This is a genomic window from Tenacibaculum profundi (genome assembly GCF_057162725.1).
The window spans coordinates 3125867-3142413 of the sequence record NZ_CM169894.1 but is presented as its reverse complement, the minus strand read 5'-3'; the positions used below and the strand labels follow the sequence as shown (position 1 = coordinate 3142413).

Here is a 16547-nt window from a genome sequence, read left to right as displayed (position 1 = left end):
TGGAGTAATTTATGTTTTTGTCTTAAGCTATCAGAATAAAAATTATACAAAATGTGATTACATCCCTTCTAATGTTCTGATAGCTTTTTCTATTTTTCAAGCAGGTCATAATTTTGTTTTTCTTCATCAAAGAAAAATGTATTAGCTTATTTTAAATATAATTCTTCATGTTTGTAAAGTCTATTTTAAACAAACCAATAAAAATACTTGAAAATGAAAATATAAATAACACTTAATTTGTTAGTTATTTTTCTCTTTTTGGACATCTCTTTTCTATTTTAAGTAAATTACATCTTCACAAACACTACATTGATTATTCCTTCTCTATTCATTTATATATTTGCCGTGTAATTAATCAACCCCCTAATATTAATTATCCCTTAATAGTTAATTTTTTGTAGCTATCAGAATAAAACACCCCAACACAATATTTTTCCCCTTTAATTGTTCTGATAGCTTTTTTCATTTTATAAAATGTTTCCAATGTAAAAATCAGCTAATCATCGAAAACTCTTATGGTCAAAAACTCTAAGCTAATTTTGAATAACTGGAAATATCAATTTGATGTTCGATAGCCGTTTTAACATTTACCGTTTCTACATTATCAAGATCTTTTAACCGAATTACTTCTAATTCATATTGTTTTATAAAAATACTATTGACTCTATTAATAGCAGCATGCATAAAAACAATATTTAATTTTTCTCCCGATCCTCCAAATTTAAAAGTAATGGAATGTCTATATCATAAAGTTATCCACCACTTTAAAGCCTAGAAGAAAAATAGTAAAACGAATATGAATAAATTACCAAAACTAGACAAACCTATTAGCAGGAGGCTCTTCATCAGGGGCAATAATATCCCAAATTAAATATTTTACAGTTAACCAAACATTTTCCTCTGAATCATCTGAACCTATAAAATTGGTATCATATCCTATTTTTACCCAACTCCATTCAGGATCTTGTAAGGCTTGAATAAGTTCTTCCTTTATTTCATCTGCTAAACCTTGATTTATTTCTAAAAGAGTTTTAAAATTATTCTCATACTCTTCATTTGTTAATTCCCAATCTGCCGAAAACTCCTTGATTGAATATTTCAATTTTTTATATTTGACCATAATTATTCTATTGGAAACATTGTATTTATTTCATATTTACCTAAAGTACGATTTAACTTATAACGAACTTCTATTTTGGTTAAATCATTAACCTTTATTGGCGTTCCTGATAACTTTTGACCTGTTAAAATATAATTCGGTGCTCCCACAGGTTTTTTATAACCTAAGCCGATAGTTTCTCCTAGATCAACTTGGAATTTAAACTGAGTCACAGTTTCTCCGTTCCCAAGTTCGGTCTCACTTATTCTTAAAGCTTCTTTAAAAACCTCCGTGGATTCATCTACTGCTTTTAATGCCTTTTTTATACTACCGGCATCTATAAATTTAGATGACATTGGAGGTATTATATTTCCTATTCGTCTCCCTCCTTGTAATTTAGCAATGGATGAACCATCTGGCGCAACACCTTCGGTAGCTCTTCTTTTTAATGCTTCCTCAGTAATATGAAAACCATGCCTTTCAATGGTATGAGCCGCTGAGTTTGCTTTTAATTTAGCAAAATCTCCAACTGTTGGTACCATTCCAGGAAAAACGTGAGACTTTGTTGGTCCTGCCAAATACCCATATCGTCCATCTTTCAAACGAATAGGGTTGCGAATCCATGACCTATGTATTGATTCACTAATATTTCTTGTATGGTTTCTTGTTATTTGAACAGTTCTTTTTCCAACTGAAAAAAAATTATTAACAGAAACCATATCATCTGTAATCTCTCCTGTTATAAATGCAATATTAAGTAATAATTCCTTAACGTTTCCTTCAACACAATTCCAAATAAAATCTATTGGCTGACCAATTACGGGAATATATGAAACAATTTCTTTAACAATAGTTTTTGCAGCACTTCCAATATCTGTTATTTCATTTAAATTTGTATTAATAAAGGAATTATATTCTTTACTGACTAAATCTTTTATTGGGTAATCTTTATTTATAGGTACCAAACTTATTCCTTGCTCCCATCTAGCCTGATCCCATATATATACACTATTATCCTCTAATGCATATTCTTTAAAGTTGTTATAAATATATCTATAGGTATCTCCCTCTTCAACTTTTGTCCACAGAGGAGCATAGAAATAGCGATTATTATATAAGGCTAACTTAAAATCATTTAAACTTTGAAACACAGAAATATCATACTGTATACCATTGATTTGCAAAAGATAAATTTTTCTTTGAGAATCAATAATGCTTGTATCTTGATAAACCAAAGCCTTATCAGAATCTCCATAATAAGCCGCTCTTAAATAGTGCGCTGTCTCTGGCTTTTCTGTTATCATCATAGCTACTTCATCACTTACTCCGTCGTCACTCAGTATTCTTGCATAAATATAGTTCATTTCAAAGTTTTTGTCTATGTCAAAAGACTGAGAGTTAGCGAACTTATTAGTAACATCTTTATAATGTTTTGAAGCAAGTTCCATAGAATAATATATCTCTTTGAACTTACCGATATTGCGGCTATTAATAGAGTCCTGAGGGTAATCAGGTACAATTACAGGATTATATTTTCCTGTGGCTGCAGTTGATCTTAAGTAATACTTCCATAATGGATACGCTTTTTTATCACCCAATAAATAAAAATTGTAGATAGAAACATACAATAAGTCTGGGTCTAAACCAACTTTAGTAAGAGCCTCTTTAGCAACATCTTCTGCTGTAGGATAAGACTTTACATTGGCCATTAATTGCATTGCCTTTATAAAATGATACTGAGCTTTAAGGTGACGACTGTAGTATTTTATTGCTTTATCAACCTCCTCCAAGGTTAATTTATTCTCATGATAGTTAGGTATCTTATCATTAGCGTATGAAAAAAATAAAGCTGTTTCAATAAATAGCTTTTCGTTATTAGAAAAAGAAGTTCTAATCATGTTCGAAGCTAACAACTCATTATTGTCTTCAGCTGTCGCTTTGACTAATGCTTCATTCATTGTTTCGTGACATTGATCAATATATAATTGACTCGCAGGAAAATGGGTATTTAAAACATACCATTGAGCATAAGAAAGTGTTCTAAAATCATTTATACCTCGATCAAATTGTTCTATTTCCTGTGCTTTTAATTTTATTAAAAATTGACTCATAAAAAACAGTACAAAGAATACTAAGCGTATGTAAAATTGACTAAATATTTGTTTTCGCATTATTGTTTATTAAGGATTGTGAATTACATTAATTTTTCAAAACACTGTTTTAAAAAGCTGCAATAGTACTAAAGATTGAGTTTAATTAAGTGTTAAACTTTTCTTTAAAAAAAACGATAGAATGATATTAAACTTAAAGAAAACTATATCAAACAACAAAATATCGAAACCCCAATATTATACTATAAAAATTGTACGAACTCAAATATTCATACTAGCATACGAATGGATTTATTAACATAATATTGTAATCTAAAAAGGGAGGTTAAATTTTAAAATAATTAAAAACTTATATACCTAATATGTTCCTTACAATAATCTACAAAGACATTAACACATAGCTTTTAAAAATTTTTGCTAAGATGGTCAGTCACAAGAAGGGGTTTCTCCATTTGCGATAATTTAATTATGATTTAGAAAAAATAAATTAAGTGTATAACCTTTTATAAAACTGCGTACTAACATCTTAAAAGAAAAACAGTAGTATGAAAAGTTTGGTTAATACGCAGTAAAACAAATATAAAAAGTAAATATAATAATTCTAATGGAAGATAAGAAGTAAAAAATCGTAAAAACAAAGATTATATCTTTTTGAGGAAGCGAAATAAAAAATAAACTGCGTATTAATTAAATCATTGTTTATAAATTTTATGCTTAGTTAATACGCAGTACCCTTCTATCGTTTTCAAATATAATTTAAAGTTTCTTGCGTAAAAATAGGTAAAAACACTAATAAAACACCTGTAAAAACCATTAACAGAAATATGTAGATAATGAAAATTATCTACTACAAATAGCTACTTATCCAATAAATAATTCAAAAAAATTCATGTTTACAATATCAAAATAATAAAGAGAAGAGGCTATTTTATATAAAAGACTCTTCTCTCCAAACTAATACAAACTAACTAAAATTGAAATATCAAACTATTTTACCCAAATATAGCGTACAGCCAAATTGATTTGATAAAATATTAGATGAGTTAATAAAATCTGTCGATGAGACAAGTTTAAAATACGTTCAAAAGAAAAATTAACACCCCAGTAAAATAACTGATTATCATTTATTTAAAATTCAACATTTACTTGAATAAATCAAAAAGATTAGAATCCATTGACTCTAATCCTTTCCTTAAATTTATTTTACTGTTATTGACTTCTATCAATTTATTCTACTATAAAACGTTTCACTACATTTAGATTACCATTTTCTAATCGAATAATGTAAACTCCCGAGTTTAGTTTTTCAATATTAACCTCTGCTTTATCTTTTTCCAAATTAGTAACTCTGCCCTTATCTAATATTCCTTCTATTAATATTCTACCGAGCATATCATTTACGATAAAAGAAAAGTTTGACAAATCCTTATTCGTGGTTGACAAAATTTTTAAAGAACTACCTTTTTTTATCGGGTTTGGTGCTATATTTAAAAATGTTAGTCCCTCTTCATACTCATCTCCCAAAATATCAATTCTGCTTCCAAAAATTATATTTCCTTTAAACTTACTTTCTAAACAAGATTTTTCGTAAATCTTTATATTTGAAAATGTAGAGTTATTTCCTGAACCTTCATCATTGTCATTTATAAAAACAATTTTATCTACTTTCCCTGTATAAGAATCTCCCACTGGAATAGCATAGGTTTTTGTACCTTGAGCAAAATTATTAAAATTAGTTACTCCGAAATTTTGGCGCCCAAAAATCTTGAAGTATTTATTTGGGGTTAAACCATTATCATTTTCAAAACCAATTCCGTGAATTTCTCCTTCTGAAGTACTATCAAATTCGAACTCAATTACAGTATTCGGTGTTATCGTATAGGGATAATTAATATACTTCCATGTGTTGTCCTTTAAAGTAATAGCATTTCCTTCAGGAGTAAGAGAAAAGTTTCCTATTTTGTCTTGATTTGAGAAAGAATTAATTTCATGTTCATTAAAATCTAATGATATACAATTACCTTTTGGTTTTGCTGTACTTTCAATAATACTAAAATTTCTATTTGAGATATCGAAAAAAACATGATCACTTCCTTTTACCATAACCCTATTTTTAGCTCCTAATAAATTTGGAATCAACACCTTACAAGATCCATCATTTAAAACTCCATTTGCTAATACAATTGGATATGTTTCTCCTCCATCAGTAGATAGTAAAATATCAACTGACTTAGCGTTAATTCCATTACTAGTTGTACCAGCAACACTCCATCTAATTACTTGTTCACTTCCTGCTGGATAACTAAGTTCAGTATTCGGCGAAGTTACTTTAAAAGGCCCTGCATCGGCATTCACAGTTATCTTCATATCATCACTATTGTTAGCTCCACCACCAATTCTATTATCCCTTACTGTTAATCTAAAGTTTAATTCTCTATTTACATTCGGTATCACCTCCCAAGTCGATTGTGTTTCTCCTTTTTTAATAATATCCATATGAGGAAAATATCTATAAGGTTTTCTTGTTGGAGCGTAAGATCTAAATGCAACACCTGAAGTCTTACTTGCATCTGGAAATGTATGTGCTGCGCCATTTTCATCAATCTGTTCCCAGCAATATGATAAAACATCTGAAGCATTAGCATCTGAAGCCATTCCTGTTAAAACAAACGGAGTCCCTTTTGGTATAATATAGTTTACTCCTGCACTAACTTCTGGAGCACTATTTCCTGTATTTATGTCTGTCTGGCAAGAAGTTGATTTTATATAATTTGTTATTTGTTCTATACTTGCCGCATGAAAATAAGAATCACTATGCGACTGTATATCAGTATCTAATGTAATCCCAGCATAACCCATTATCGTTGACCCACTCCCTGGTTCCATTTGTACATTACTTGGGTATTCTTCGTCAAAAGTAAAAGTATGAGTTCCTCCAAATTGGTGTCCAATTTCGTGCGCTACGTAATCTACATCAAAAACATCTCCTTCTGGAATTTGATGACAACTATAGGAACCTCCTTTCTTTCCGTCAACACAAACGCTAGCTACGTATGCCTGTCCATTTTGATATGCCATATGAAATAAATGTCCTATATCGTAGTTTGATTCACCAATTACCCCTGTTAATGTTATTTGAGTTTCGGTATTTAAATCTGCTGAATAAGGATCGTTATTCATATCTGTATAAATAACTGCATCTGTATTTGCTATGATCTCCATCGTAACATTAAATTCTGTTTCAAAAATTCCATTTACTCTTGTCATGGTAGCGTTGATAGCAGCCAAAGCCCCTTCCTTAGTACCCCCATGATATTTAGTATATTCTCCCGTAGTCGAAATAGCAATCCGATAAACTCTTAAAATACCATCATTCGCATTTCTTTTGAGATCTACTGTTTTTGTTGATTTTTTATTAATCTTTGGTTCAGTTGTACAGTTAAAACCTGTAAAGCTTTTTGGCTTATCTGATTTGGTAAAAACACTATAAATATGCTCTTTTTGAGAATAGCGCTCTATAAAAACGGTTGCTTTATCAACTCCCAAACGCATACTTTGAAGCCCTTTTGGAGAAATGCTAAAACGAATTCTGTCTCCTGAATCTTCTACATTTATTCCTGCATAAGACTTTATATTAGGATATTTAGCTGCTAGTTCTGGATGTAGCACAGAAGCTTCAAAAATTCTGTAATTTTCAAAGACACCCTTTGCATCAGGAAATGAAATTATTAAATCAGAAGATTTTGATGTAATTCTCCTCAAAGGTGCTTTTGTAAGGGCTTTTCTTAAGCTCTCAATGTCTAAACTAAAAATATTATTTATTGGTAATTTCTTATCAATAATATTTCTGCTTTTTATTTTTTTTGATGGAACAACTTTGTTCCAAAAATTGTTATTTTGAGATACCGAAGAAAGACTTGCCATCAGCAGCATGACAATAACTAAATTATTTTTCATTTTATAAAGGGTTGTCTTTTTAACTCAAAAAGCTTATTTTTTGCTATGATAATTGAAAATCATAACACTCTTAATACTTTTATAAAGTCTTCTTATTTTTTATTTCTATTCTATTTATTTTGAACTCACTTCTTTAGATCAACAAAATTCGTAATAAGTGAAATAATTTAAAACAATTAAACTGTTAATAAAGAGTTAAACATAAAAAAATATAGAGGAATCCAAAATTATCTGATTTAAAAAAACTTTTATTCTTTTAACTCAAAAATATTTTTTTGTATAAACCCTTGTTTTTAAAATTTTAATAAAGAGTATGAATTAGAAATTTTCAAACTTCTCATGTATTTAAAAAGGTCAGAATTGTACAATTCTGACCTTTCTAGGTTTAATAAAAATATAAAATTCAATTAATCGATAAGAAGATTAATTATTTATTATAAAACGCTTCGATGTATCTATAAAATCATTTTTCAACTTAATGATATACACACCTGGTTCTATGTTTTTTAGATACACTATAACATTATTTGATACTTTTTTATTCAATATTCCTTTCGTGATGAATTTACCATTTAGATCAAATATTTCATAAGGAGTATTGGACAAATCTTGATTAGTCCTTGATAAAACAGTTATGTACCCTCCTTTTTTAACAGGTGAAGGAGCTATTTCTATTAAAGATATCGACTCTTCGTTCTCGTCTCCAAGGATATCGACTCTATTTCCAAAAGTTATGGTTGCTTTTAGCTTACTTTCCTGACAAGACTTCTCATAAATTTTAACATTTGAAAATGTAGAATTATTCCCTAATCCCTTATCATTATCGTTTATAAAAACGATTTTATTCATTTTTCCAGTATATGAATCTCCTACCGGGATTAAAAAAGTTTTAGTTCCACGTACATAATTATTAAAATTAGCTACTCCATAATTCTGATTTCCAAAAACCTTAAAATATTTATTTGGTGTTAATCTATCATCATCTTCAAAACCTATTCCATGAACTTCTCCTTCTGATGTACTACTAAATTCAAATTCAATAACGGTATTTGCAGTAATAGTGTAAGGGTAATTAATGTACTTCCATGTATTATTTCTTAAGCTAATAGAGCTTCCATTAGATTGCAGAGAAAAATCTCCATCCTTATCTTGATTGGAAAAAGAATTAATTTTGTATTCATTAAAATCTAAAGATTCGCAACTTCCTTTAGGTTTTTCTGTTTCATCCCCCTCGACAACATTAAAACTTTCATCTGATACGTCAAAAAAGATATGGTTACTCCCTTTTACCATAATTTTATTTAATCTACCAATTGCTCTTGCAGGAATTACAACGCTATGAGAACCATTATTTGGAACATTTTTAGCCAAAGTATGTTCATATGTTCTACCATTATCATTTGATAACAAAATATCAACTGACTTGGCATTTATTCCATTATTTGTTGTTCCTGCAACATTCCAAGTTACTATTTGCTCGCTCCCTGAAGTATAAGTAACCTTTATGTTTTGTGAAGTTATTTTAAAAGGGCCTGCGTTTGCATTTACAGTTACTCTCATATCATCACTATTATTAGCTCCTCCGCCTTCTCTATTATCTCTTACTGTAAGTCTAAATTTATACTCTCTACTAACATCAGATAAACTTTCCCATGGACCAGCAGTAGCTCCACGATTAACCTGCTCCAAATCTGGAAAGTACCTAAATGTTTTTCTTGTTGGCGGAAATGATCTAAAAGCAACACCCATACGAGAATTTTTATTCGGGCTTATTGTTGCTGCGTTATCTTCATCAAACTGCTCCCAGCAATATGATAAGACATCTCTAGAATTGGCATCTGAAGCACTTCCTGTTAAAACAAACGGAGTCCCTTTTGGAATGGTATAATTTGGACCTGCTTCTACTCTAGGAACACTATTACCAGTATTTTTTTCTGTTTGACAAGAGGTTGACTTTACGTAATTTGTTATCTGTTCTATAGTTGCAGCATGGAAATATGGATCACTATTTTTTTGTATATCAGTATCTCCTGTAATTCCGGCATACCCCATTATCGTAGAACCACTCCCCGGCTCCATTTGTACATTTGTTCTTTCATTTCCGCCGAAGGTCCATGTATGGTTACCTCCAAATTGATGCCCTATTTCATGAGCTACAAAATCAACATCGAATTCTTCTCCTTCAGGCTTCTGATGGCTACTAAAAGCACTACCCTTTTGCCCATCAACGCAAACGCAACCTATACACCCAGCATTTCCATTTTTTCTTGCTTTATGAAATAAATGTCCTATATCATAATTAGATTCGCCAATAATACTTGTAAGCGTTGCTTGCAATTGTCCATTGAGTCTACCAGTACTATATGGATCATCAGATGCATCCGTGTAAATTACTCTTTCTGTGCCTGGCACTACAATCATAGTAACATTAAAATCAGTTTCATAAATGGCATTAACTCTTGTCATTGTATTATTGATAGACCATAGAGCCTCTCTTTTACTTCCATGGTAGTTGGTATATTCACCAGTAGCTGAAATAGCGATACGATAAGTTCTTAAAACACTATCATTCGCATTTTTATTTACATTTCCTGTTTTTTTGTTTTTCGTTTGAGTACTTGGATCGGTTGTACAATTCAACCCTCCAATACTTCTTGGTCTATCTGCTCTATCAAAAACTGCATAGGTTTGTTCTTGCTTTGAGTATGGTTCAATAAAAACGGTTGTTTTATCAACTCCTAAACGCATACTTTGCATTCCCGCAGGAGAAACGCTAAATCTAATTCTATCTCCTGAATCTGCTATATTTACTCCTGCGTACGACTTAGCTTCAGGATATTTAGCAGCTAATTCGGGATGTAATACAGAAGCTTCAAAAATTCTGTAATCTTCAAGTTTTCCTTTTTCATCTGGGAACGAGAGTACAAGATGAGAAGACCTTCCATTTACACCTCTGCTAGGAGCCTTCTTTAAAGTTTCCCTCAAGGCATTAATATCCAGACTAAAAATATTGTTTGTAGGTAGACTTTTGTTATTTACTGATTTTTTTATTGCTTTTTTTGATAGTGTAATTTTTTTCCAAAAATTTTTGTTCTGAGAGAACAAAGAAATACTTACCATAACCATGGCGATAAATAAATTATTTTTCATTTTCTAAAGGGTATTTTTTATTAAAAAATTAATAGTTTATAAAGTTTAAGTGTAGTCGTTATTTTCAGAAAATCTGTTATTTATAAAATTATCATTTTATAGTACAGAAAGTCTAAGTCATTAACATGACGGAATATAAAAGGGTTTTCATTCTAAAGGGGATTAAAATTTAAACTGAATCGTTTTTTACTATTTACTATAATGTATTCATTAAAAAATCTGTTTCTGTTTTTTTAATTATTATCATTTAGTAAATAGATGCTAAGTCATTAATAATGGAATATAAAAGAGTTTTCATTCTAAAGGGGATTAAAATTTAAACTGTGTCGTTTTTTATTATTTACTATAATGTATTCATTAAAAAATCTGTTTCTGTTTTTTTAATTACCATAATTTAGTAAATAGATACTAAGTCATTAATATAACGGAATATAAAAGGGTTTTCATTCTAAAGGGGATTAAAATTTAAACTGTGTCGTTTTTATTATTTATTATAATTTACTCATTAAAAAATCTGTTCCTGTTTTTTTAATTATCATAATTTAGTAAACAAACGCTAAGTCATTAATATAAAGAAATATAAAAGGGTTTTCATTCTAAAGGGGATTAAAATTTAAACTGTGTCGTTTTTATTATTTATTATAATTTACTCATTAAAAAATCTGTTCCTGTTTTTTTAATTATCATAATTTAGTAAACAAACGCTAAGTCATTAATATAAAGAAATATAAAAGGGTTTTCATTCTAAAGGGGATTAAAATTTAAACTGTGTCGTTTTTATTATTTACTATAATGTATTCATTAAAAAATCTGTTTCTGTTTTTTAATTATCATAATTTAGTAAATAGATACTAAGTCATTAATATAACGGAATATAAAAGGGTTTTCATTCTAAAGGGGATTAAAATTTAAACTAAATAATTATTATTATTTCTACTTATTAATTTTAACTTTTAAAACAGTCGTCCTTGTTTCTAAATAATCAATTGTAAACTATGGTGAATTCGAATCGCATTAATGTGATTTTAAACAGGAAAACAGTTTTTAAATATTTATTATATAAACAAAGCTCTCACTCTTAAAAGCCAACAATCAGGCCTTCTTTATAGAAAAAATTTCAGATGTGATAAGTACGATTTTATGCTTAGTAGAAGAAAGTAATTTTCTTTTTTTCATTTTCTGAGGGGTTTAAAGTTGATCAAATTTATATATATTTTTTTCTAATAATTGTTAACAAAAGGTTAATCATAAATGTAAAATATTCACTATTGTTAACCACACCTAGTATACAGCACCTTACATAAAAAAAAATTTTTTTGAAATTTTAGTATATCAAAAAAAGCCCTTGATCTCTGAAAAAAGTTTTTAAAAAATAGATAATAAACAGCGTAAAGTATTAGTATTTATTGGTATTGTAAGGTCTTTTTTTCTATTTAAAAGTTGATAAATGTTATTCTCATAGTTCTGGAAACAATTGTTTTTACAGTTTAAAATACCATTTTCTTTTCTACTTCTTTATAAAACAGATTAAACAAAATAGTCTAAATAAATTCGTATTTCAACGCAAATAGGTACATTGTACTTTATAGTAGCTTGAATTCTATCGTTTTTAATTTTTAAGTTAAAAGTTATTTAAAAAAGTTAAAAATTCATCTGAACGAGAAACAAAACCATAATCAGCTATGTAAGTAGATAAAAACAGTAAGATAAAACCTAAACTCATACCCTGATAGTATCTATTATCAATAAACACTAATAGTATTGCAAACAATATCATAAATACTGGATAAACAAATTTCATTAGAAACTTCCCTGCTTTATTATCATTTATATGTTTTATTCTTTCTTTTTCAATGGCTTCTGTTTTTTGTTTCTGATAAAGTAAAATACTTTGTTCAGCATGGTTAGGTCGACTGTATAATATATAACTTCCATAACCAATTAGAAGTAAAATCAGTAAACCTAACGGTATTAATGTTCCTTTTAATAATTCATTCTGACTCTGCAATATTCCGAAAAAGGCAAATAATAATAAAATTCCTATACCTATCATTATTCTACCTTGAATTACCTCACTCTTTACCCAATTATTTATATATTCTATAAAATCTAAATCCATCTATTTAAAATTAATTATAAAAATTTATCTTATGCATACTGATATTCTGCTTTTAAAAAGCGATTATTGTTTATGTGATTTCTCGAGTTGTTCTTCTCGTAAAATCCTTTAACATTATTTTTTCCAAAATTTCTTTTTTCAAGTTAAAAAACTAACAAATACTAATCAATCCTATAAACCTATATTTTTCTCTAAAAAAAATCTATTCTTAATATCTATTAACAGACTTTATAATACAGCAAAAATTTATATAAAGTAACTAAAATTTAATAATCTGACTACTTATGAATATTAACTCCATACCTACTTGAGATCAATTTAGAACTATTGTATTTTCAATAATTGTATGTAATTACATATTATAATAAAGAATCAATTACGAGAAAAAAGTAACTCATAAACAAACTAGCACTTAATAATTAGCACCGCATACATTATACTTTTTATGTAGAAATAAATTATTTAACCGTATTCATAATAAGTTTATCAAATACATTATCTCCAAAATATTTTCTAATAAACATCATTTGTTTTGCAAACTTTCCTGCAACATATCTATTTTTTGGTTTTGATGTATTAACAGCTTTACTAACCAAATCAGCAATTACTGAAGGAGGCGAAAGTTCTCCTGGTTTGTCATACATTCTTTTTGTAGCATTTGCCACGGTATTTGTCATCTCCTCATATGCAGTACCTTTTGCTCTTTTTACCAGAGGACCGGTCAATACATCTCCAAATTCTGTATGAATACCTCCAGGCTGAATAACAACAACATTGATATTGAATTGTTTTAATTCCAGTCTAAGACAATCAGACAAGCCTTCAAGAGCATGTTTCGTTGCATGGTACCATGATCCGAGCGGCGTATATATTCTTCCTCCCATTGATGACGTATTTATAATAGTACCACTGTTTTGCTTTCTCATATGAGGTAAAACAGCCTTTGTGATTTCCGATAAACCAAAAATATTTACTTCAAATTGTCTTTTAGCATCTTCAAGATCTACATTTTCAAGAGCACCGTAAACAGCATATCCTGCATTGTTAAATAATACATCAATTTTACCTTGTTCCTCAATCACCTGACTAACTACTGACTGAATTTGTTTTGGGTCTGTAATATCTAACTGTAAAGACTTTCCTCCTGCATGAAGTAAATCATTCATATTATCTAAACGTCTCGCAGCCCCGTATACTATATGTCCTTCTTTAATTAATTGTAATGCTGTTACCTTACCTATTCCTGAAGATGCTCCTGTTATTAGAATTACTTTTTTCATATTGTTTCGATTATTACTTTATATTGAACTATAAAGCAAAGTTATAATCATTTGCTTTTGACTTTGTGTTATTTTTATTGTTTCTATAATACTTTTTACTGATATTTTTTATTCTTTTAATTTCGTATTTTTAACAATTCGTTTTCCAATTCTTGTTTCGCATCAATTTCATTACTATTTAATGTTTTACCTATTAAATTATGTTCTTCATAAGGGTCAATCAATAAATCAAATAATTCTATATTCCCTTTTTTATTTTCAATCAATTTATAGGTTCCGTTACTAATAGTCCAAATTTCATCAATTTCGTTACTCATTTCAGAGTATTGAAATTTTCTAATATCAATATTATCTTTTAACAAGGATGTAAAACTCTTACTATCATAAATCACATCAACATTTATCCCTGATAATGATGCAATGGTTGCAAACAAGTCTGTCCCATTAATTAGATTATTGTCGACACCTTGACGATTAACTCCTGCGCCAGAAATGAACATTGGTGTATTAATTCCCCCTTGATATAAGCTTCCTTTTGCTTTATCATTTGTATAAGGAATTTGAGCTACTTGATTTGGTGTGCCATTATCTCCAATAAAAATAATAATTGTATTTTCTTTTACATCTTTTGAAATATTTTCTAATAATCTTCCTATCTGAAAATCCATTGCTTCAATTGCAGCCATATAGTATGGAATTGGGTCAATTCCTTGAATATATTCTGGTAAGTTTCCTTGTGAGTGCATTTCATTGGGAGGTATATGAAAAGGAGTATGTGGAGCTGTATATGCTAACCATAAAAACCATGGTTTTGTTTGATTATTTATCCAATCTTTAGCCAAAGTAGTAAGTTTTTTAGTTATATACTCATTTTCAACAGAAACAACTCCATCCTCTGAATAATTCCATGCAGAATAATCTCCTGTACCAGATAATAACCCAGCATAATAATCCATTCCTAGAACTTCTGGATTGAATGTTGTATTAACATTTCCTGCCAAATGCCATTTTCCTATTAAAGCTGTCTGATATTGATTATTGGTTTGCTCCTTAATGTAATGATGTAAAATTTCTTCCGTATTATTTAAGATATCTCCTGCCCATTTTACGCCTGTTCTGTAGCCATACTTACCTGTAATAATTGAAGATCTTGTTGGAGTACATGTAGGATAAACCCAAAAATTAGTAAAAGTTAATCCCGATTTTCTTATCGCATCAATATTAGGTGTAGCTGGCTTGATACTTCCCTCTGCATATCCATTTATTGCATCTTTGCCTAAATCATCAGCAATAATCAAAAGGATATTTGGAGGGTTTATTCCTGAATCAACAATATTTGTGTCTTCTTTAGAACAAGAAAATAGTAATATAAGAATCACAAATGTTACGCTTAATTTCTCTATCATTTTTTATTTCACTTTTTAACTTTATACTTTGACCTTTTTTTGTGAAAAAAGTTTAATTTGATTTTTTTTAAGTAAAAATAATATTCTTTTATATTAGAACAATAAATATTTTGAAGTTACTTAATGGTTTATACTTAATAAAAACTAGTAGTATTATCTATCATATTTTTCTTTATAAATACGTAAATTTGAATTTTATTAAGGATTCTGCGTATTAACCGAACTTTCTACTATCTATACCCATAACTTCATGAGAGAAGTTAATGCGCAGTTTTATCAATTTTTATAAAAATTTTCAAAACTTTTAAAATTCCATTTCCTACAAATTTATCTTCACAAAGAATTAACAAAAAATTAATTTTAAGATGTTTTTTTGAATAAGCCAAAAAAAAACACCTTAAAAATATCTCATACTGTAATAATTTCATCTTTTCTGTTAAATCATTACGTAAAGTTACATAATGATGAATTTTGTAGATGGAAAATGGACTGTTTTTTTATTTTTACAGAGAATTTATTTAACCCCTAAAATAATTTAAATGCCAATAGAAAATATTCCTGAAATATATATTGAAAAAGCCACCGATTTAAAAGACTTATTCGTATATGATTTAAAAATGCAACATAATATCGTTAAAACAAAAGTAACTCTAACGAGACATATGTTTAGTTTTTTGCAGACAGGTGAGAAACAAGTAAATCTAGCGGAAGATTCCATAAAAATTAATAATAGTCAATCATTACTTATAAAAAAAGGAAATTGTATTTGGAGTGAACTCATAGATAAGGAAAAAGAAAATTATTACTGTAAGTTATTATTTTTCTCTGAAAAAAGATTACAAGACTTTTTAAATAAACATGTGAATTCAACTTCAGAAAAAGAAATTACACCTTCACACTTTGTTATAAGAAATGACTCTTATATAGACACCTATCTGAATTCACTATCAACAATTATGACTGCTCCTCCGTTATTTATAGGAAATTTACTATCTGTTAAATTTGAAGAGTTACTACTATACCTGTTAAATAAATATAAAAAGCCATTTGAAGCTTACTTACATTCGCTTGTAAACGAAGATATATCTCCTTTTAAAAAAGTAATCAATCAAAATATACACTCCAATTTGGCTTTAGAAGAGATTGCTTTTTTATGTAATATGAGCTTGTCGACTTTTAAAAGACGGTTTGTTAAAGAATATGGGTGCTCTCCAGGAAGGTGGTTTAAAGAAAAACGTTTATTAAAAGTAAAAGAGCTATTATCTGACGAAAACACAACTCCATCAGACATTTATCTTGATTTTGGTTATAATAACTTATCAAACTTTAGTATTGCTTTTAAAAAACGTTTTGGGATAAATCCTTCAGAGATCTAATTTGACCTTTATTCATAAGCATTTTTAGCGATGAAAGAATATTTTTGGA

At 28.7% G+C, this 16547-nt stretch carries 9 protein-coding genes; 1 reads left to right on the top strand and 8 read right to left on the bottom strand.

Annotated elements, in window-relative coordinates:
• Positions 1 to 528: 528 nt before the first annotated feature.
• The 8 genes from AC2GW8_RS12825 to AC2GW8_RS12790 form a co-directional block, all read right to left on the bottom strand.
• Positions 529 to 684, bottom strand: a complete 156-nt coding sequence (locus tag AC2GW8_RS12825) for a hypothetical protein (protein WP_440880269.1) — start codon at positions 682 to 684, stop codon at positions 529 to 531.
• A gap of 130 nt (positions 685 to 814) precedes the next feature.
• The gene (locus AC2GW8_RS12820; protein WP_440880268.1) at positions 815 to 1102 is read right to left on the bottom strand and encodes a hypothetical protein; all 288 of its coding nucleotides are present in this window, start codon (positions 1100 to 1102) and stop codon (positions 815 to 817) included.
• 20 nt (positions 1103 to 1122) lie between these two features.
• Positions 1123 to 3210 carry a hypothetical protein gene (locus AC2GW8_RS12815; protein ID WP_440880267.1) on the bottom strand — a complete coding sequence of 696 codons (2088 nt, stop codon included), beginning with the start codon at positions 3208 to 3210 and terminating at the stop codon, positions 1123 to 1125.
• 1227 nt (positions 3211 to 4437) lie between these two features.
• Positions 4438 to 7167 carry a zinc-dependent metalloprotease gene (locus tag AC2GW8_RS12810; RefSeq protein WP_440880266.1) on the bottom strand — a complete coding sequence of 910 codons (2730 nt, stop codon included), beginning with the start codon at positions 7165 to 7167 and terminating at the stop codon, positions 4438 to 4440.
• A 423-nt stretch (positions 7168 to 7590) separates the two neighbouring features.
• Positions 7591 to 10317 (bottom strand): reprolysin-like metallopeptidase, encoded by a 2727-nt coding sequence (locus AC2GW8_RS12805; protein WP_440880265.1) that lies wholly within the window; start codon positions 10315 to 10317, stop codon positions 7591 to 7593.
• A 1621-nt stretch (positions 10318 to 11938) separates the two neighbouring features.
• Positions 11939 to 12436 carry a hypothetical protein gene (locus AC2GW8_RS12800; protein WP_440880264.1) on the bottom strand — a complete coding sequence of 166 codons (498 nt, stop codon included), beginning with the start codon at positions 12434 to 12436 and terminating at the stop codon, positions 11939 to 11941.
• A 458-nt stretch (positions 12437 to 12894) separates the two neighbouring features.
• Positions 12895 to 13716 (bottom strand): oxidoreductase, encoded by an 822-nt coding sequence (locus tag AC2GW8_RS12795; protein WP_440880263.1) that lies wholly within the window; start codon positions 13714 to 13716, stop codon positions 12895 to 12897.
• A gap of 116 nt (positions 13717 to 13832) precedes the next feature.
• Positions 13833 to 15122: a sulfatase-like hydrolase/transferase gene (locus AC2GW8_RS12790; protein ID WP_440880262.1), complete on the bottom strand. Its 1290-nt coding sequence runs from the start codon at positions 15120 to 15122 to the stop codon at positions 13833 to 13835.
• A 539-nt stretch (positions 15123 to 15661) separates the two neighbouring features.
• Between AC2GW8_RS12790 and AC2GW8_RS12785 the strand changes: the two genes are divergently transcribed.
• Complete coding sequence (locus AC2GW8_RS12785) at positions 15662 to 16498, top strand: helix-turn-helix domain-containing protein (protein ID WP_440880261.1); 837 nt, start codon at positions 15662 to 15664, stop codon at positions 16496 to 16498.
• The last annotated feature ends 49 nt before the right edge of the window (positions 16499 to 16547 follow it).